Source organism: Acinetobacter lanii, from assembly GCF_011578285.1.
Classification (GTDB): Bacteria; Pseudomonadota; Gammaproteobacteria; order Pseudomonadales; family Moraxellaceae; genus Acinetobacter; species Acinetobacter lanii.
The window spans coordinates 1,851,175-1,870,947 of sequence record NZ_CP049916.1 but is presented as its reverse complement, the minus strand read 5'-3'; the positions used below and the strand labels follow the sequence as shown (position 1 = coordinate 1,870,947).

The following is a 19,773-nucleotide window of genomic DNA, read 5'->3' as shown; positions in this document are numbered from 1 at the left end:
CTGACCTTACATGCGGAACACGCCGAACTTGGTCGGTTGAATCGGTGCATTTAATGCAGCAGCTAGACTTAAGCCCAACACTTGGCGAGATTCAGCAGGATCAATCACACCGTCATCCCAAAGACGTGCTGAGGCATAATATGGATGCCCTTGTTTTTCAAACTGATCACGGAAGGGTTGTTTAAATTGATCTTCTTCTTCGGCAGACCATTGTTCACCACGCGCTTCAATTTGGTCATGCTTTAAGGTCGAAAGCACGCTGGCTGCTTGCTCACCACCCATCACCGAAATACGTGAGTTTGGCCAAGTCCACAGGAAACGAGGCGAATAAGCACGACCACACATGCCGTAGTTCCCTGCACCAAATGAACCACCGACGACTAGGGTCAGTTTAGGCACATTGGCTGTTGCCACTGCCATTACCAACTTGGCCCCATTTTTGGCGATGCCTTCATTTTCATACTGACGGCCAACCATAAAACCAGTAATGTTTTGAATGAAAATAAGCGGAATATTGCGCTGCGTACACAGTTCAATAAAATGTGCACCTTTTTGCGCAGACTCAGAAAATAAAATCCCGTTGTTGGCGATAATCCCAACTGGCATGCCATATAGGGTGGCAAAGCCAGTAATCAAAGTTGTACCAAAACGCGCTTTAAATTCATCTAAACGTGAACCATCGACAATACGGGCAATCACTTCACGAATATCAAATGGTTTGCGTGAATCACTAGGAATGACACCATAAAGTTCTTTGGCATCGAACAGGGGTTCTTCAATCGCTTGTAAGGGTGGGTTTGGTTTGATATTGAGGTTTTTCACAATGTTACGCGCAATCGCAATCGCATGTTCATCATTCTCAGCCAAATGATCGGCAACACCTGAAAGACGGGTATGTACATCCCCACCACCCAAGTCTTCAGAACTTACGATTTCACCAGTCGCAGCTTTCACCAGAGGAGGGCCACCCAAGAAAATCGTGCCTTGGTTACGTACAATAATGGTTTCATCTGACATTGCAGGTACATAAGCGCCACCCGCAGTACATGAACCCATCACCACAGCAATTTGGGCAATGCCCATGCTCGACATACGGGCTTGGTTATAGAAAATACGTCCAAAATGATCGCGATCTGGGAATACTTCGTCTTGTAGTGGTAAGAATGCGCCGCCTGAATCGACCAAATAGATACATGGCAAATGATTTTGTTCAGCAATTTCTTGTGCACGTAAATGCTTTTTTACAGTCAGTGGATAATAAGTTCCGCCTTTTACGGTTGCATCATTGGCCACGATCATACAGGTCACGCCATGCACTTGACCCACACCTGCAACCACACCTGCGGCAGGCACATCATCTGCATAGACTTGATAAGCTGCGAGTTGTCCAATTTCTAAAAATGCCGTCCCTGCATCAATCAGTTGATCGATCCGTTCACGAGGCAGTAATTTGCCACGGTCTAAATGCTTTTGACGTGCTTTTTCACCACCACCCAGAGCAATCGTCTGCGCTTTTTGTTTTAAATCATCGACCAAAGCTTGCATGGCAGCTTGATTGATTTTGAAATCTTCAGATCGAACATTAATTTTACTTTGAATCTCGTTCATTCCTACGTCCTTGTATTCATAAGCAGTTATTTCTAATCGCTTTGTATTTTGTTGATTTTTTTGAAAGCAATTATTTTTAAATTTTGATCTAACCCTCTCCTTGAAGAGAGGGTTAGGAAAATGAAACTTATTTGGTCTCGTTAAACAGTTCACGACCAATTAACATACGGCGAATTTCTGATGTGCCTGCGCCAATTTCATAAAGCTTCGCATCACGCCATAAACGACCTGTGTCATAGTCATTGATATAACCATTACCGCCTAAGGTTTGAATCGCTTCGCCTGCCATCCAGGTTGCTTTTTCAGCAGAGTAGAGGATTGCACTGGCTGCATCTTTACGTAGACCACGGTCATGATCGGCTTTATCACATGCAGCACCGACTGCATACACCAGTGCTTTACTTGCCAGCCAAGTTGAGTACATATCCGCGATTTTGCCTTGCATCAATTGGAATTCACCGAGGGCTTGTCCAAATTGTTTACGTTCATGAATGTATGGAATGACAGCGTCTAAGCAGGCATCCATAATGCCGAGTGGACCACCGCTGAGCACAGCACGTTCATAGTCCAAACCACTCATCAGGACTTTAGTCCCATTACCTACACCGCCCATGACGTTTTCTTTCGGTACTTTGACATTGTCAAAAAACAGTGGGTAAGTATTAGATCCACGCATACCGAGTTTGTCTAAATGACTGCCGTGACTAAAGCCTTCAAAGCCTTTTTCGATCAGGAAAGCGGTCATGCCTTTGGCACCCGCATTGATATCTGTTTTGGCATACACCACCAACACATCGGCATCACCACCGTTGGTGATCCACATTTTTGAACCATTTAAAACGAAATGGTCACCATGATCTTCTGCACGAAGTTTCATGCTCACGACATCAGAACCAGCATTGGGTTCAGACATTGCAAGGGCACCGACGTATTCACCTGAAATCAGTTTTGGTAAATATTTCTGTTTTTGTTCTTCAGAACCATTCCGGTTAATTTGATTCACACACAGATTTGAATGTGCACCATAAGACAGACCAATCGATGCTGAGGCACGAGAGATTTCTTGCATCACAATAATGTGAGCCAAGTAACCTAGATTTACGCCACCATATTCTTCACTCACAGTCAGACCCAGTAGTCCCATATCACCAAACTTTTTCCATAGATGTGCAGGGAATAGGTTGTCACGATCCACTTGGGCCGCAATGGGCGCAATTTCCTTTGCACAAAACGCAGCAACTGAATCACGTAGTGCGATTAAAGTTTCATCTAGGCCAAAGTCGATGCTTTGTAAGTTCATAGTGTTTCTTCCTTAACGTTCTATTTTTTATTCCGTAAAAAGCATTTTTTGTTGTGCTTAGAAAATACAATACATTTATTTTTTGAAAAAGTGAACCTAAATTCACAAAATGATTTATAATTCATTTAAGTTGATTTGGTACACAATTATGAGCTATAAAAGATCATCTTTGATGCAAGAGCGCATGGCACAAAATAGACAATCGATATTGCAATCTGCCCGTGAATTGATTGCGGAAGGTGGCTTTAAAGATGCGCAAGTGCAGGCTATTGCTGAGAAATCTGGTGTTTCAAGTGGTTTGGTGTATCGCTATTTTGAAAATAAAAATCAGATTTTGATTGAGGTACTGTCCAATGCCATTCAACATGAAGTGGGAATCTTAAATCACATTTCTAAAAGTGAACTGAGCAGTACAGAAAAATTGCACAAAGCGGTGACGACCTTTGTGAAACGTGCGCTGAATAGCCCGCAATTGTCTTATTCATTGATGTTTGAACCGATTGATCCGACCTTGGAACATGAACGTTTTCGAAGTAAGCAATTGATCAAACAATCGATTAAAGAGATTCTGGCGGAAGGGAAAATTAATGGCGAGTTTGATTTTGAAGATCTCAATACCGCTGCATTGTGTGTGGTCGGTGCCATGACTTTTGTGGTGATTGAGCCGCTCAATCCTTCTCGCAATGTGATGTTTGATGAAGGTTATAAGGGTTATTTTGTTAAACAAATCGCTGATTTTTGTGTCAATGCGGTGCAGCCAAAGGGGGGAAATACAATTTAAATAAACTGACGCAAATGAAGCAGCAAACACAGCGGAATGTGTTTGTTTAAGCATGTTTAATGATCTAATTTAAAAACCTATAATTTTAAAATCAAGAAATAAAAAGTAGAAAAGAATCAAGGAGTAAGATTCAATGACAGCATTAAAACTCAGTTATGCCTATGGCACCAGTCAGCAACCCTTACTGGGTATGACCATTGGCGATAAATTTGATCAAGCATGTCAACAATATGCAGATCAAGATGCAGTGGTGAGTGTTCATCAAAATGTTCGCCTCAGCTATGCTGAGTTACAACAAAAAGTGAATGCATTTGCCTGCAGTTTACTTAAACTTGGCTTGGTCAAAGGCGATCGCTTGGGTATTTGGTCGCCAAATTGCGTCGAGTGGACGATCGCACAATTTGCTGCGTTTAAAGCAGGCATTATCTTGGTGAATTTGAATCCCGCTTATAAAAGTAGCGAGCTTGAGTTTGTATTGAATAAAGTGTCTTGTAAGGCTTTAATTATTGCATCAAGCTTTAAGACCACGGATTATCAGGAAATTTTGACTAAAATTGCCCCTGAAATTACGCAAGCGACCGATAAAGTCCTCAACGCTGAAAAGTTACCGCATTTAAAAGCGGTGATTAAAATTGATGATGTGGAGCATGTCGGCTTTCATCGTTTTTGTGATTTGATGCCTAAACCGACAGCAGAACAATTACAGCAATTACAAGAGATTGCCAGTGAACTACAGTTTGATGAAACCATCAATATTCAGTTCACCTCAGGTACCACGGGTAATCCGAAAGGCACCATGCTAACTCACAACAATATTTTAAATAATGGATATTTTGTTGGGGAAGCCATCCATTTAACCCCACAAGATCGGGTGTGTATCTCTGTGCCACTGTTCCATTGCTTCGGTATGGTGATGGGTAATCTGGCATGTATTACTCATGGTTCAACCATGGTTTATCCGGCAGCAGTTTTTAATCCGCTTGAAAGTTTAAAAGCCATTGAAAAAGAAAAATGTACAGCCGCTTACGGCGTACCGACCATGTTTATTGCCATGCTAGAGCTAGAGCAATTTGATGATTTTGATCTAAGTAGTTTACGTACCGGTATTATGGCGGGAAGTCCATGTCCGCGTGAGATTATGCAACGCGTGATTGACCGTATGCATATGCGTGATATTACGATTTGTTATGGTATGACAGAAACCGCACCTGTCAGTGCACAAAGCTCAACTTCTGATTCTTTAGAGCAACGTGTCAGTACGGTCGGTCGTGTGCATCCGCATATTGAAATTAAAATTGTGGATGAACAGGGGAAAGTCGTACCACGGGGTAAATTGGGTGAACTGTGCGTGCGTGGTTATTCAGTAATGCTCGGTTATTGGGAGGAAGAAGAGAAAACCCGTGAAGTGGTCGATGTGGCGAAATGGATGCATACCGGGGATATTGCCGAAATGGATGACTATGGCTTTATTAAAATTAAAGGTCGGATTAAAGATGTGGTGATTCGTGGCGGTGAAAATCTATTCCCGAAAGAAATCGAAGATTTCTTGTATAAACATGAAGCCGTGTCTGACGTTCAAGTGATTGGGGTGCCTGATCCGCGTTATGGTGAAGAGTTATGTGCCTGCATTATTTTACATGACCATGAAGGCACAACGCATGATTATGATGCGATTGAACAAAGTATTCGTGCATATTGCAAAGAGCACATCTCGCACAATAAAGTTCCTCGTTATATTCGTTTTGTCAATGAATTCCCATTGACCGCTTCAGGTAAAGCACAAAAGTTCAAGCTACAAGAATTGATGTGTAAAGAACTGAATCTGCTGGATGCAACAGCATAATTAACTTTCAATTTTAAATGCCATTTTTACCTGGTGTAGATATGGCATTTTTTATTTCTTTGATCTTTACATACAAATCAATACTCCTATGGCAAAAGATTTTAATCACCCTAAAGTGGTCGAAAGTTACGATACGCATATCCGAAAGTTGATTCCGGGCTATGACTTGTTTCATATGCAGATTCAATCGATTTTGGAGATCTATATACAATCTCAACAGATCGCAAGTCCTCGAATTTTGGTTGCAGGCTGTGGAACAGGGTATGAATTAACCTATTTAACCCGATTATTTCCTCATGCAACCATTGTTGCTTTAGACCCTTCAGCTCAAATGATCGAATATGCGCAGCAGCGGATGAGTGAAAATGGATTTCAAGCAAATCTGGAATGGTGTATGGGTGATACGCAGGTACTCAAAGGGGGAGATGCAGCACCTCACGAGAAATTTGATGTTGTGCTCAGTATTTTGGTTTCCCACTTTATTCCGATGCCTGCAAAGCAGTATTTTTTTCAGGATCTATATGACAGTCTAAAGTCAGGTGGTCTGTGTATCAGTGTTGAATTGGCACAATTGGAGCAGGATATGGATCAACAGGTGCTTCGACAAATGGCTCTACATACGGGCTTGGCAGAAGCACAAGCAGATGCAATGTTAAATCGCTTGGAGGATGACTTTAGTTTGATCAGTATTGATCAGTTGAAGGCGTTGTACCAAGACGTGGGTTTTCAATCTGTGCATCGTTTTGCTCAAGTGCTTCAGTATTATGGAAGTCTAGGCTATAAATAAAAAGGCACCAATCTTCAGCAGATCGATGCCTTTCATCAAAATATCAATTGATCATCGTGGATGATGAAAGAGTATCCTTCTCCAACACATTCACATCGTACAAATGTGCTAACGACGCTAAGAATCTAATTTTCTGATCCTCACTTGAAACATGGAATTCTGCCTCTTTAATCTGAATGACTTTCTCTGAAACCAAGAAATTTAAAATTTCATTAATCTCATTAAGAAGGTCTTGATCATTCCATTTTAGGAAATAGTGGCGTTGTAAATCTGGATAGACCAATTTGACTTCAGTATTGATTTGAGCACGTGTGATACACCCATCATGTTTTTCGAATCGCACTTTCAATATATGCGCAACTAAAGCCGGTAAAATGAAGGTATGTAAAATATTATTGCTGAAGTACTTGAGTAAGCCAATTTGCGTATCACTGACTTTAACCCAACGTTCGTGGTCATGCTCCATCCATTCGATTTGTTTGAGGTCCATGACATATTGGATAATCTGACTGTTGGATAACGCTGTAATACTCATACGTGCATCATAACGATGAAACTGCAATAAATTACGCAGTTGCTGTAATCGAAGTAAGACCTCACGTTCTGACAGGGCATATGTAGGGGCATTGAGCAGTACTAACGAAATTAAGCTGACGGGATTGATCACGACTGCTTTATTAATATTCTCAAGAATGTTTTGCGCCACATCATCGACGGTTTGTTTGACAGATTCAGGGACTTCTTCTTGAATACTCAGTTTTTCAGGTGCTTGGTTACGCTTAAGAATGTGTTCCAAGAAAACAGGTTCTCCTAGGCTGACATGCACAGTACCAAATACTTTTTCAATTTTCTGTATGGATTTAAGTAAACCAAACAAAGACTCTGCTTGTTTTTTCTCACCCCCTAATTCTTTAATATAACTTGAACCTTCAAGCAGTTTTTCATAGCCAAAATACGTTGGGATAAAAGCAATGGGTTTACTATTGCCACGTAAATGACTTTGAATCGTCATCGCTAACATGCCTTTTTTCGGTTGCAGTAATAGACCTGTTCGAGAGCGTCCGCCTTCAATAAAGTATTCAAGTGGCGTGTTACGACTGAGCAAACTATGCATATATTCTTTAAATACGGCGGTGTATAAGGCATTGCCTTTAAAGCTTCTGCGAATAAAGTACGCACCGCCCCCACGCAAAATCTGACCTACGACAGGCATATTCAGATTAATCCCTGCAGCGATATGAGGGACCATCAAACCACGATCATAGATCAGATAAGACATGAGTAAGTAATCAATATGACTACGGTGGCAGGGTGTATATACAATCTGGTAATCTTTGGCGAGTTCACGAACAGTTTCAAAATGATGAACTTCAATGCCATCATATAATTGTGTCCAAAGTTTAGATAAGGCCAACTGTGCAAAACGTAAGGTTGAATAAGAAAAGTCTGACACGATCTCTTCAAGGTAACTTCGTGCACGATTTTCTGCTTCGCTGACTTTAATTTGATTGCCAATACTTTCTTGCAATACGGCCGCTTTGACATTTTCGGAAACCATCAATTGATGGATGACATTACGTCGGTCCGAGAGATCAGGCCCTAAAATCGCTTCTTTATAGTCTTTGAAAAGCTGCTCAAATTCTTTTACCACATAATGCGCAGCAGCATGATGGGGCGCTACTACAACTGCGGTTTGCACCAGACTTTGTAAGGACACGGGTCGATGGAACTCAATATAGTTTTCTCGGTTATATAAACTGATATTGAGTGCTTGCTTTAAACCGGTGGGCTTGGTCCATGCATCAGCAAGTAAGGCTTTATACCAACGATCTTCATGCTCAGGTGCACGACCCCAAAGGATGGTGGTTGGAATCAGCAAAACATCTTCTTCAGGATGTTTCAGTAAATATTCGACCATGCGAATAATCTTGTCAGGATAATAATCGGAGCTGTTATTTTTGCTAGGCTCTAACACCAAAAAGCAATCATCTTCTTGATAATGATCTTGTAAAACCAATGGTGTAAAGGCGCTTGGGAGTTGATTGCTCTCAGTTTCATTATCAATTAACACCTTGTTCGACATGGCATTGTCTTGAATGACATAACAGATCGGCGTATTGCGTTGATCTTCATCACTTAACGCGGATGTGACAAGCTCACGGTCGCCTAAAATCTGCGGACGTACCACAGTGCCCATCATCTTTTTACTCAATTGACGATACATCTTTTGAAACGCGTTTGTTGCCATTTAAATCTCAAGACCTTTTGATACCGCACTATTATGCTTGAATTTATAGTGAAATGGAGGATGCATTTCAGCTTTATAGATGATGGAATCTACGAACAGCACTGTTCTAGTGCAAAATTTCCCATAAATATTTCGAATAAATTTATATCAATTGCTTACAAATGGTTATCCAACTTGATTTAAAAAGGATTATGATCAATTCAACAGTTTGAAATAATTGAAATAGGAAAGGTCATGTCTACAGATCCACAATTTCCACAAAATGAAAATTTAGGTATAGCCGTTTATAGTAATAATGCTGAAGCGATTGGTAATACACCTTTGGTACGCATTAATCGTTTGATCACCGGTGCTGCCACTGTTTTAGCTAAAATTGAAAGCCGTAATCCTGCATTTTCGGTAAAAGACCGTGTGGGTGCTGCACTGATTGCTGATGCTGAAAAAACTGGAAAGTTGAAAAAAGGCATGCATATTGTTGAACCGACCAGTGGGAATACCGGGATTGCTTTGGCGTATGTGGCGGCAGCGAAAGGCTATGAGATTACCTTAACCATGCCTGCGAGCATGAGTATCGAACGCCGTAAAGTGTTGAAAGCTTTGGGTGCAAAACTAGTACTCACAGATCCTGCTAAAGGCATGAAAGGGGCAGTTGAAGAAGCTGTACGCTTAGCCACAGAACATCCTGATCAGTATTACTTACCACAACAATTTGAAAATCCCGCCAATCCACAAATTCATGAGGAAACCACGGGTCCTGAGATCTTTGCAGCAACAGGCGGTAAAGTGGACATTTTGGTGGCGGGTGTCGGTACTGGCGGTACCATCACCGGTATTTCACGTTACTTTGAACAAGTGAAAGGTCAAGCATTGTATTCTGTAGCAGTTGAACCAGCGGATTCTCCGATCATTGCTCAAGCGAAAAGCGGTGAAAGCTTGACTCCGGGACCCCATAAAATTCAGGGGATTGGCGCGAACTTTATTCCGGGTAATTTGGATTTAGATTTAGTCGATGAAGTGATTGGGATTTCTAATCAAGAGGCGATTGATTACGCAAGAAAGTCTGCAACCCAAGAAGGGATTTTTGTGGGGATTTCAAGTGGTGCGGCATTGGCTGCAGCGGCGAAATTGGCAGCACGTCCTGAACATGCGGGGAAAAATATTGTGGTGATTTTACCGGATGCAGGTGAGCGCTACTTATCTTCTGTGTTGTTTGAAGATATCTCTGCGGATTGATGCTTGTTAGATCAGAATGGATGAAGAGATACTTAATCCATTGACTGCATGATTTCAGCTTTTAAAAACACCCTAAATTCAATTGAATTTAGGGTGTTTTTTATACCTCTTTTACACAAACTATGATGCTTTGTTGATAATTTTAGTGGCTGAATCAACATTTACATTTTGAAAATTGAGCAAAGATTTTAATATCGAGCTTTTAAACTTAAGTCTTTACGTTAAATCTGAATATGTCGTAAAAAAATACTAAAAGACACCCTAAACAACAGCATTAGAATTCGGTGTCATTAGAGCTTGATTGATATATAAGCTGATCAAACGCTCCCTTGAGCCAATTGATTTTTGGTAATGGCTTGAATTCAGCAGTAAACATGCCCCGTAGGTCACTGTCCAAATATAAGATAAATAATCTCGGATCGACATGTCACTTTCAAACGATTTTAAATACTGATCGGTGATCTCTTTAATTTCAATAATCCGTTCTTCACGGATCAAGTACAGCGCTTCAAATAATGTTTTCAAATTTTTTTCATTATTGGTGAGGCGTTCTTCAATCATATACAACAAAATCGTGCGATTTGAATTGAGCAAGTTATACAACATATATTGGGTTGTATAGGTTTTCATATCGTGCTTATAACGTTTAGAAATCTCAAGTAATCGTGTTTCATTGAGAATGATCAATTCTAAATACAGCTGATTTTTACTTTTAAAATGTTTGTAGATCGTCCCTTTGGCAATATCCAATTCGGCAGCCAATTCTGCAAGGGTAATATCTTGATGATTATCCAACAGCAGGCTTTCTGCCATCGCTAAAATTTTTTCCTTACGTAACAGGAAATTTTCTTTGCGAACTGAATTCATTATTTTCGCCTTTGCGCTGATATCTATCCGTAGCTCGCTCAGCTTAACCCAATTGAGTTTTAATAAAATTCAACCTTGGTCTTGTTAATAACTTACAAAGTAACCAATCAAATTCAAATAAATGAAAAATCACATAAACACAATATATAATACTAGTCAATATTTCTGACCCCTTGAGGTCAGTTTTACAGAATCTGTTTCCTATTTAAAAAAAATTAGCATATTGTTTTTGGGTTTTAGCTTAAGACAAATGATATCGAGGGTTTGTTTAGAATCGACTGAATAATGCCAAGCGATGATGTTTTGAGATGGTTATTTTAAAAAATTGAACGACTCACGCAAGCTAAGCGCACGTTCACTACAAGGAAATCCTATGCCAATTTATAATGCACCTCTGAAAGATATGGAATTTATACTCAATGACGTATTTAAGGCGGATGAATTTTGGAAAAATAACCAAAATCTTGCACATATAGATAGGGCAACCGCGAGCGCGATTTTAGAAGAAATGGCGAAATTTGCCAAACATGTGATTTTAGATTTAAACCGTCCAGCTGATGAATCTGGCGGTGCACAGTTTAACAATGGGTCAGTCACCACACCGGCGGGATTTAAAGAAGCATTTAAGCAATTTGCAGATGGTGGTTGGGTAGGCTTAGGCGCGAGTGAAGAATGGGGCGGGCAAAATATGCCGAAAATGCTGACTGTTCTGGCGGACGAGATGATTTGGAGCACCAACCCATCGTTTATGCTCTATCCACTTTTAACGGTCGGTGCAGGCATGGCGTTAAATGATCGTGCCTCTCAACAACAAAAACAAACCTATTTACCCAAAATGTATAGCGGCGAGTGGTCAGGCACGATGTGTTTGACTGAACCGCATTCAGGTACAGATCTAGGCATCATTAAGACCAAAGCTGAACCCAATGCAGACGGTTCCTATCAAATTAGTGGCACCAAAATTTTCATCACCAGCGGTGAGCATGACCTATGTGAAAATATTATTCACTTGGTGTTGGCGAAGACTCCAAATGCACCGGCAGGTTCACGCGGGATTTCTTTGTTTATTGTGCCTAAATATTTGGTCAATGACGATGGTTCATTGGGTGAGCGCAATGCGGTGGCTGCAGGTTCTATCGAACATAAAATGGGCATTAAAGGCTCAGCTACGTGTGTGATGAACTTCGATGCTGCAACAGGCTATATGGTTGGTAATGAAAACGAAGGCTTAGCGGCAATGTTCGTGATGATGAACTATGAGCGTCTATCGATGGGCATTCAAGGCATTGGGGCATCTGAATATGCCTATCAAAACGCCGCACAATATGCAACCGATCGTTTACAAGGTCGTGCCAGTACTGGCGCACATTCACCTGAAAAGCCAGCCGATTCAATTTTGGTACATGCCGATGTGCGCCGTATGTTGTTAAATGTGCGTGCCAACAATGAAGCTTCTCGTGCCTTTGCAGTGTATGTGGGACAACAACTGGATATCACCAAATTTTCAACAGATGCAGAGGCGGTCGAAAAAGCCAATCATCGTGTCGCACTGTTAACCCCGATTGCTAAAGCCTATTTAACCGATACTGCGCTGCAAGCCACTTTAGATGCGCAAATGGTGTTTGGCGGTCATGGTTATATTCGTGAATGGGGTATGGAGCAGTGTATCCGTGACTTACGTATTGCGCAGATTTATGAAGGCACCAATGGCATTCAAGCTCTTGATTTGATTGGTCGTAAAACCATCAAATGTAATGCAGGTTATATGGGCGAATATTTAGCTGAAATTCGTGAATCGGTTGCAAGTTTGGACGATGCATTAACCATTAAAGCCAAAACCTTAGCGATTTGTCAGCAGGTTGAAGACCTGACCCAGTTCATTGTTGAACAAGCCAAAACACAAGCTGATTTCCCAAGTGCAGTCGCTGTGGATTATTTACATGCCGTAGGCTTATTGAGTTTTGTGTATATGTTTGCGCGGATCAGTCAAGCGGCGCAAAGCAAATCTGAAGCTTTTTACCAAAATAAAATCATGCTAGGTGAATACTATGTTGCCAAAGTCTTACCTGATTTGGCGGCACGTGCGGCACGCATTCAATCCGGCGCGTCAGTGATGATGCAATTTCAGCATGATTATTTCACCGCTCAGGCTTAAAAATTAAGCAAGCATGTGCTTAAGACACATGGAAAAACATAGGTCAATTGAATGACCTGTGCTCAACAACACAAAATAGGAAGACAAAATAATGATCGTTATTGTAGATGCAGTCCGTACCGCAATGGGTGGGTTTCAAGGCTCACTTTCAGCATGCACAGCACCTGACTTAGGTGCGGTGGTGATTAAAGAGGTGATTCAACGTGCAGGTGTAGCGCCATCTGAGGTGGATGAAGTGATTTTTGGCTGTGTACTGCCTGCCGGTTTAAAGCAAGGGCCTGCACGCCAAGCGATGCGTCAAGCCGGTTTGCCTGATTCAACGGGGGCGACCACAATTAATAAAATTTGTGGTTCGGGCATGAAAGCAGTGATGCAAGCGGCCGATGCCATTAAAGCCGGTTCAGCGAACATGGTTGTGGCGGGAGGTATGGAGTCGATGAGTAATGCGCCGTATCTTTTAGAAAAAGCACGTGCGGGTTACCGTATGGGACATGGTAAAACCACCGATCATATGTTCCAAGAAGGTTTGGAAGATGCTGAAACGGGTCTTTCTATGGGCGTATTGGCGCAAGATATGGCCGATAAAAAAGGCTATAGCCGTGAACAGCAAGATGCTTTTGCAATCAGTTCACTCAACAAAGCCGTTACCGCAATCAACAATGGTTATTTCAGCGCTGAAATCACACCAGTTACAGTTTCAACCCGTAAAGGTGATGTGACTGTTGCGCAAGATGAACAGCCTTTAAATGCCAAAGCCGACAAAATTCCAAGCTTACGTCCAGCGTTTAAGAAAGACGGCACCATTACCGCAGCCAATGCCAGCTCGATTTCCGATGGTGCATCAGCGCTATTGATCACTTCTGAAGACGTTGCGACTGCACGTGGTTTAACCCCGCTGGCCAAAGTTGTGGCTTATGCGACACATTCACAGCATCCGTCTGAATTTACCATTGCGCCGGTCGGTGCGATTGAAAAAGTATTGAAGCAAACGGGTTGGACTGCGGCTGAAGTGGATCTTTGGGAGATTAATGAAGCCTTTGCTATGGTGACCATGTTGGCGATGGATGCATTTCAGCTCGATGAACAAAAGGTCAATGTGAATGGGGGAGCATGTGCGCTCGGTCATCCACTCGGTTCTTCAGGTTCACGCATTATTGTCACTTTAATTCATGCCTTAAAACGCACTGGTGCGAAAAAAGGCATTGCAGCCTTATGTATTGGTGGCGGAGAAGCCACAGCCATTGCGGTTGAATTGGTTTAATCAAGATTTAAAAACCCTATTTATAAACCCTAAAAATAGATCAAAGCCTTTATCTCATTGGATCGAGATAAAGGGATTTGATCGTGTGCTTGATTTGAGATTTTTTATATGAATAACGGTTTAGAACGCATCCGATTAACATCACTCCATGCAAAAGTGATGTCGGCTGAACAGGCAGTTCAGTTGATTCAAGATGGCATGGTGGTTGGTATGAGTGGTTTTGGCGGGGCAGGAGAAGCCAAAACAGTGCCTTTGGCTTTGGCTGATTATGCACAAACACATCCATTGAAAATCACTTTGGCAACGGGCGCAAGTTTAGGCAATAAAATTGATCAAAAATTGGGTGAAGCGCAAGCCCTATCTCGTCGTTATCCTTACCAAGCAGATCCTGTGTTACGTAAAATGATTAACAATGGCGAAGTGATGTATGTCGATCAGCATTTATCCTCCACCGCAGATGATATGCGCCATCATAATTTACCGCGCCCGAATATTGCGATTATTGCCGCGATTGCCATTACCGAAGATGGTCAAATTATTCCAACAGCATCGGTAGGCAATTCCGCCAATTTTGCTGAATTTGCCGATCAAGTGATTGTGGAGATAGACTGCACCATCAATCCAGTTTTAGAGGGGGCGCATGATATTTATGTGGCACCGTCACGCCCACATCGTGGTCCAATTCCATTGACTCAGTCCCATGATCGTATTGGTACAATCGGCATTCATATCAATCCGGAAAAAATTGCCGCGATTGTGATGAATGATATTCCAGATTCATCGTTTAAAATGGACGAAGCCGATGAAGAAACGTTGGCCATTGCACAACATTTGATTGGCTTTTTTGAACAGGAAGTGGCTTTAGGTCGTTTACCGGACAATTTAGGCCCTTTACAGTCGGGTGTGGGTTCGATCGCCAATGCCGTATTTGCAGGCTTTGAGCATTCCAATTTTAAAGATTTGGAAATGTACTCTGAAGTGCTACAAGACTGTACCTTTAAGCTGATTGATGCAGGCAAAATGAAATTTGCATCAGGCTGTTCCATGACCTTGTCTGAACAGGGCAATGCGCATGTGATGAAAAATTTTGATCGTTACAAAGACAAGATTATTTTACGTCCGCAGGATGTGTCCAATAATCCTGAATTGATTCGCCGTCTCGGTACAATCTCAATCAACACGGCACTCGAGTTCGATATTTATAGCAATGTCAATTCAACCCATGTCATGGGAACCCGTATGATGAATGGCATTGGTGGCTCAGGTGATTTTACCCGTCATGCACATTTGGCGATTTTTGTGTCAAAATCGATTGCGAAAAATGGGGCAATTTCCTCTGTGGTGCCGATGGTGAGTCATGTCGATCACAATGAACATGATATTGATATTTTGGTAACTGAGCAGGGCTTAGCGGATTTGCGGGGCTTAGCGCCACGTGAGCGTGCACGTAAAATCATCGATCATTGTGCACACCCAAGTTATAAAGAGGCTTTAAATGATTATTTTGAGCGTGCCTGTGTTCGTGGTGGTCAAACCCCGCATATATTAGAAGAAGCTTTATCGTGGCATGCACAGTTTGAAGAAACAGGACAGATGAAAGCATCATAAATTATAGATTTTAGTGTCATTTAAAATCCCCAAAACGGTCTGCTGTTTTGGGGACTTTTTTATCAGAATTTAAAACTTTCAGTGCGTTGATTTCTGGATGAACGTTTGTTTCTAAGATTCAAATCTCATCCTGTCTAAATCGCTTCAGCGCTGTTCAGTAACACATCGCCAAAGTCTTCACGCAATTTACGCTTGAGCATTTTTCCTGTACCGCTCAGTGGAATGGCATCGACAAAAATTACACGGTCAGGAATCTGCCATTTGGCAATCTTGTCATTGTAATATTGAATGAGAGCCTCTTCAGTTAAAGTGCTTTCAGGGGTTTTCACCGCAATCAGGACAGGGCGTTCATCCCATTTTGGATGGGTTGCAGCAATCGCCGCTGCCATCGCAACTTCAGGGTGACCCATGGCTATATTTTCCAGCTCTACCGAAGAAATCCATTCACCACCAGACTTAATCAAATCCTTGGCACGATCGGAAATATGCAGGTAGCCATCTTGATCCAGACTGGCGATATCGCCGGTGTCGAACCAACCGTCTGAAGTTAAACTGCTCTGATCTTTACCAAAATAACGTTCAATAATCCAATGACCTTTGAGTTGAACATTACCATGGGTTTCGCCGTCATAAGCGACTTCATTTGTGCCATTTTCTTCATCGACCAAGCGGAGTTTCACCCCAAAAGGTGGACGACCTTGCGACAGACGCAATTTATGTTGTTGCTCAATCGGCAATAATAAATGTTTAGCTTTGGGTTGATTGACCGTACCTAAAGGACTGGCTTCAGTCATACCCCATGCATGGATGGTTTCACATTGGTAGACATCTCGGAAGGTTGCCAGCATCGACGGTGGGCATGCAGAACCGCCAATCACATTGCGGGTGAGTGACTCTAATTTTGTTCCGCTTTGTTTGGCTGCAACCAATAGACTCTGCCAAATGGTCGGGACGCCAAGTGCAATCGTGACTTTATAATCGTCAATCAATTTCACTAAGCTGTCCCCATCTAAGCCTGGCCCTGGCAGGACAACAGTACAACCTACCAAAGCAGCTGAGTAAGGTGTTCCCCATGCATGCACATGGAACATCGGCACCACAGGTAAAATAATATCTTTGGCAGACAAATTCATGGAATCCGGTAAACTTGCCACCAATGAGTGCAATACGGTAGAGCGGTGTGAATACAATGCACCTTTCGGATTGCCTGTGGTTCCTGAGGTATAGCACAATGAACTTGCGGTATTTTCATCAAATTCAGGCCATGTATATTCAGCACTTTGTGCCGCAATTAAATCATCATAAAACAGCACTTCAGGCAGCGCTTTCACGATTTCGGCATCAGGCGCATCCAAACAAATAAAGGATTTAACCAACGGAATATGCGCCTTAATGGCATTGATTAAAGGCAAGAAGGTTTTATCAAATAAAATCGCTTTGTCTTTGGCATCATTAATAATAAAGATCAATTGCTCAGGGAATAAACGAGGATTAATGGTATGGCAAATCAGTCCACTGCCTGAAATGGCGTACCACGCTTCCAAGTGCCGATGATTATTCCAAGCCAAGGTTGCGACACAATCACCGTGTCCAAGTTTGAGAGCCTCAAAGGCCTTGGCGCCTCGTTTGGCATTGTCTGCAATATTTTTCCAATGGGTTTCATACATTTGACCATTGGTGTTTTTTGAATAGATCGGTGTATCTGCATGATACTGAGCGGCATGCTCAAGTAAATCACTGATCAGTAAAGGTTGAAACATCATACGTCCATGCATGGAAAGCTCCTTATTTTCATTGTGGTTCAAGCCTTGAATGCTTGTTTTTAATATTCAGTTGAATGTGCTTATTTTTGCTTAGAAAATCATTTTTAAAATTTAAAAATACAGGATTAAAAAGACCAAATCGTTCTCATGATTTGGTCTTTAAATCAATACACTAAAAAGTCCATCGAGTAAAGTTACAAGTCAAAGTCTTTTAGGCTGTAAGGAGCGAACCCAATAATTGGCGTAAAGACACTTTCGGCTTACGTTCAGGAATGTGAATCCCTGCGGTTTTTAAATCAGCCACCAATTCAGCTCTGAAGTCATTGTAATCCACTTCCGCCGCATGCCGTTGACCACCTTCAAACTGATGATGCGGATGATCAAGTTCTTGTTGGATGGCTTTATTCATGTCTTGAGGGCGTTTATATTTGCCTAGAATTTCTTGGCAAGCCAAATTGGCTTGATGATCGGAGGCAGGCCAAATACAGCCTAAAGGTTGGAAAAGCCCAATAAAATACAGATTGTCATGTTCGGCATGCATCATTTTGCGATAAAGCGGTAATTTTTCGGCATGTTGGAAATCGATGAAATCTTTATCGAAGAAGGGAAACACCGTCCAAAAGCCAGTACAACAACAGATAATATCGAATTCGTGTCGGGTTCCATCGATAAATTCGACAAAGCTGCCATCTAAGCGTTTTATTGCAGGTTTGGGATGAATTTTGCCATGACGAATATAATCAATAAAATCTGAGTTTGCGGTCGGATGTTGAGTCAGCATCGGTTTGGTATTGACCGGTAATCCAAAGTCAGCATAGTTACCAGTAAAGGTTTTTACCATTTTGGTGAGGAGCTTTTGACGCATTTTCGGTGAAAGTTTTTCAATCGATTTAACCAAAATATCCGCTGGATAACCGAGCATGAATTTAGGTACAAACCACTGCGGGCTACGCATGGAAATATAGATCTCTTTAGATACACGCGCAGATTCAACTGCGACATCACAGCCAGAATTTCCTGCGCCAATGACCAATATTCTTTGATCCCGCCACTCATCCGTGACACCTTTAAAGTCATGCGAATGCATCCATTTTCCGGTAAATTTACCTTCATATTCGGGATACTTGGGCATCCAATGATGTCCATTACAGACCATTAAATAATCGTAAATTTTAGTATGTTTTTGATCTTGATCATCGGTGTAATCGACTGACCATTTTCCATCACCATTTTTATGGACATGGTTGATGGTATGCTGAAATTTAATTTGGTCGTAAACGTTAAAATGCTTGGAATAATTTTCAAAATAACGTTGTAAATGATCATGTCGTGGATAATCAGGATAGTCTTCCGGCATCGGATAGTCTTCATATTCAGACATGGTGCGTGAGCTGATAATGTGGGTATTTTCATACACAGATGAATGTCCAGTTTTGGAGTTAAATACCCAGTTGCCACCGACTTTGTCATTTTTTTCAAAAATATCGTAGGCAATGCCATTTTGCTGGCAATTTTTCGCGGCTGTAATGCCTGATGGTCCTGCACCAATGATACAAACTGTGCTCATATTCTCATCCTTGAATGTTATTTTTATTCATAACCAACTATAGTTGGATTTAGAGACTATAATTGATTTATTTTTGATCGGCAAGACCAAAGGAAATTGCATGCTGTTTGAAGAAATTAAATTGCCTGTGCAAAAAAGAAGTAAGGCAAGATTAGAATTGGTGATTGAATCGACCATCAAAATTTTGGAAGCAGAGGGACTTGGAAAATGCACCATTCCAGAAATTGCCAAAGTGGCGAATCTGCCCAAAATTAATATTTATCAATATTTTCCCACGGTGAATCATTTACTGAGTATTCTGGTAAAACGCTACTTGGATGAACTTCAACAGTATGTCTCTTTTAAAAGTGAGCATTACAGACAATGGGAAACTTTGTCGGTTACCCATGATTTAATCAATAAAGTGGCACAGTTTTATAATGCCAATCGTGCAGCTAGTGTATTGATTTTAGGAGGTCCTGTGCATGTCGATGGTTTTAATCTTCAAGAAATGGTGATTGAAAAAATCGCGGAAGATTTAAAAACCTTATTTGCACAGCAACAACCGCCTTTAATTTTTCAGCGGGATGAACAAATCTGTTATTTAATTGAAATTGTTTTTGCCTTAATGAAACATAGTTTTTATAAATTTGGCAGTATTAACCCTGAGGTTTTAAGAGAATGTCTTCAGCTTAGTGACCTGTATATCCACGCCAATACTAAAAAGCCCTAAAAGCTTAAAGCCCTAAATCGAATCATCTTATGAGCCAGTT

14 protein-coding genes are annotated in these 19,773 nt (G+C 41.5%); 8 read left to right on the top strand and 6 right to left on the bottom strand.

The window, feature by feature from the left end:
- Window positions 1-6: 6 nt before the first annotated feature.
- Window positions 7-1,608: a carboxyl transferase domain-containing protein gene (locus G8D99_RS08705; RefSeq protein ID WP_166324584.1), complete on the bottom strand. Its 1,602-nt coding sequence runs from the start codon at window positions 1,606-1,608 to the stop codon at window positions 7-9.
- A gap of 127 nt (window positions 1,609-1,735) precedes the next feature.
- Window positions 1,736-2,908 (bottom strand): isovaleryl-CoA dehydrogenase, encoded by a 1,173-nt coding sequence (locus G8D99_RS08700; protein ID WP_166324581.1) that lies wholly within the window; start codon window positions 2,906-2,908, stop codon window positions 1,736-1,738.
- Between the two features lie 148 nt (window positions 2,909-3,056).
- Here G8D99_RS08700 and G8D99_RS08695 point away from each other — a divergent pair, with 148 nt between their 5' ends.
- The 3 genes from G8D99_RS08695 (at window position 3,057) to G8D99_RS08685 (ending at window position 6,319) form a co-directional block, all read left to right on the top strand.
- Window positions 3,057-3,689, top strand: a complete 633-nt coding sequence (locus tag G8D99_RS08695; protein WP_166324578.1) for a TetR/AcrR family transcriptional regulator — start codon at window positions 3,057-3,059, stop codon at window positions 3,687-3,689.
- Window positions 3,690-3,822: 133 nt separating this feature from the next.
- Window positions 3,823-5,532 carry an AMP-binding protein gene (locus G8D99_RS08690; protein WP_166324575.1) on the top strand — a complete coding sequence of 570 codons (1,710 nt, stop codon included), beginning with the start codon at window positions 3,823-3,825 and terminating at the stop codon, window positions 5,530-5,532.
- Window positions 5,533-5,620: 88 nt separating this feature from the next.
- A complete protein-coding gene (locus G8D99_RS08685) occupies window positions 5,621-6,319 on the top strand; it encodes a class I SAM-dependent methyltransferase (RefSeq protein ID WP_166324572.1) in 699 nt (232 codons plus the stop codon).
- 43 nt (window positions 6,320-6,362) lie between these two features.
- Here the strand turns inward: G8D99_RS08685 and plsB are convergent, their stop codons facing one another.
- Entirely contained in the window at window positions 6,363-8,567 is a 2,205-nt protein-coding gene (gene plsB / locus G8D99_RS08680; RefSeq protein ID WP_166324569.1) for a glycerol-3-phosphate 1-O-acyltransferase PlsB, read from the bottom strand.
- Between the two features lie 234 nt (window positions 8,568-8,801).
- Here plsB and cysK point away from each other — a divergent pair, with 234 nt between their 5' ends.
- Window positions 8,802-9,800, top strand: a complete 999-nt coding sequence (gene cysK / locus G8D99_RS08675) for a cysteine synthase A (protein WP_166324566.1) — start codon at window positions 8,802-8,804, stop codon at window positions 9,798-9,800.
- Window positions 9,801-10,061: 261 nt separating this feature from the next.
- Here cysK and G8D99_RS08670 read toward each other — a convergent pair whose 3' ends face one another.
- Window positions 10,062-10,667, bottom strand: a complete 606-nt coding sequence (locus tag G8D99_RS08670) for a TetR/AcrR family transcriptional regulator (protein WP_166324563.1) — start codon at window positions 10,665-10,667, stop codon at window positions 10,062-10,064.
- A gap of 373 nt (window positions 10,668-11,040) precedes the next feature.
- Between G8D99_RS08670 and G8D99_RS08665 the strand changes: the two genes are divergently transcribed.
- The 3 genes from G8D99_RS08665 to G8D99_RS08655 all read left to right on the top strand — a co-directional run bounded on the left by G8D99_RS08665 (window position 11,041) and on the right by G8D99_RS08655 (window position 15,691).
- Window positions 11,041-12,822 (top strand): acyl-CoA dehydrogenase C-terminal domain-containing protein, encoded by a 1,782-nt coding sequence (locus G8D99_RS08665; protein WP_166324560.1) that lies wholly within the window; start codon window positions 11,041-11,043, stop codon window positions 12,820-12,822.
- A 91-nt stretch (window positions 12,823-12,913) separates the two neighbouring features.
- Window positions 12,914-14,083, top strand: a complete 1,170-nt coding sequence (locus G8D99_RS08660; RefSeq protein ID WP_166324557.1) for a thiolase family protein — start codon at window positions 12,914-12,916, stop codon at window positions 14,081-14,083.
- Between the two features lie 108 nt (window positions 14,084-14,191).
- Window positions 14,192-15,691 (top strand): succinate CoA transferase, encoded by a 1,500-nt coding sequence (locus tag G8D99_RS08655; protein WP_166324554.1) that lies wholly within the window; start codon window positions 14,192-14,194, stop codon window positions 15,689-15,691.
- 134 nt (window positions 15,692-15,825) lie between these two features.
- Here G8D99_RS08655 and G8D99_RS08650 read toward each other — a convergent pair whose 3' ends face one another.
- Together G8D99_RS08650 and G8D99_RS08645 are read right to left on the bottom strand one after the other, a co-directional pair.
- A complete protein-coding gene (locus tag G8D99_RS08650) occupies window positions 15,826-17,466 on the bottom strand; it encodes a long-chain-fatty-acid--CoA ligase (RefSeq protein WP_166324551.1) in 1,641 nt (546 codons plus the stop codon).
- 199 nt (window positions 17,467-17,665) lie between these two features.
- Window positions 17,666-19,021, bottom strand: coding sequence for a flavin-containing monooxygenase (locus G8D99_RS08645; RefSeq protein ID WP_166324548.1), 1,356 nt, complete (start codon window positions 19,019-19,021; stop codon window positions 17,666-17,668).
- 100 nt (window positions 19,022-19,121) lie between these two features.
- On the opposite strand from G8D99_RS08645, the gene G8D99_RS08640 reads away from it, so the two are divergent.
- Window positions 19,122-19,733, top strand: a complete 612-nt coding sequence (locus G8D99_RS08640; protein ID WP_166324545.1) for a TetR/AcrR family transcriptional regulator — start codon at window positions 19,122-19,124, stop codon at window positions 19,731-19,733.
- Window positions 19,734-19,773: the final 40 nt, after the last annotated feature.

Excerpts from the sequence above, each read along its gene's own strand:
- G8D99_RS08660 (WP_166324557.1), top strand. The coding sequence starts at position 12,914 with ATGATCGTTATTGTAGATGCAGTCCGTACCGCAATGGGTGGGTTTCAA.
- plsB (WP_166324569.1), bottom strand. The coding sequence starts at position 8,567 with ATGGCAACAAACGCGTTTCAAAAGATGTATCGTCAATTGAGTAAAAAG.
- G8D99_RS08685 (WP_166324572.1), top strand. The coding sequence starts at position 5,621 with ATGGCAAAAGATTTTAATCACCCTAAAGTGGTCGAAAGTTACGATACG.
- G8D99_RS08695 (WP_166324578.1), top strand. The coding sequence starts at position 3,057 with ATGAGCTATAAAAGATCATCTTTGATGCAAGAGCGCATGGCACAAAAT.
- G8D99_RS08650 (WP_166324551.1), bottom strand. The coding sequence starts at position 17,466 with ATGCATGGACGTATGATGTTTCAACCTTTACTGATCAGTGATTTACTT.
- G8D99_RS08690 (WP_166324575.1), top strand. The coding sequence starts at position 3,823 with ATGACAGCATTAAAACTCAGTTATGCCTATGGCACCAGTCAGCAACCC.
- cysK (WP_166324566.1), top strand. The coding sequence starts at position 8,802 with ATGTCTACAGATCCACAATTTCCACAAAATGAAAATTTAGGTATAGCC.
- G8D99_RS08700 (WP_166324581.1), bottom strand. The coding sequence starts at position 2,908 with ATGAACTTACAAAGCATCGACTTTGGCCTAGATGAAACTTTAATCGCA.
- G8D99_RS08670 (WP_166324563.1), bottom strand. The coding sequence starts at position 10,667 with ATGAATTCAGTTCGCAAAGAAAATTTCCTGTTACGTAAGGAAAAAATT.
- G8D99_RS08640 (WP_166324545.1), top strand. The coding sequence starts at position 19,122 with ATGCTGTTTGAAGAAATTAAATTGCCTGTGCAAAAAAGAAGTAAGGCA.
- G8D99_RS08665 (WP_166324560.1), top strand. The coding sequence starts at position 11,041 with ATGCCAATTTATAATGCACCTCTGAAAGATATGGAATTTATACTCAAT.
- G8D99_RS08645 (WP_166324548.1), bottom strand. The coding sequence starts at position 19,021 with ATGAGCACAGTTTGTATCATTGGTGCAGGACCATCAGGCATTACAGCC.
- G8D99_RS08655 (WP_166324554.1), top strand. The coding sequence starts at position 14,192 with ATGAATAACGGTTTAGAACGCATCCGATTAACATCACTCCATGCAAAA.
- G8D99_RS08705 (WP_166324584.1), bottom strand. The coding sequence starts at position 1,608 with ATGAACGAGATTCAAAGTAAAATTAATGTTCGATCTGAAGATTTCAAA.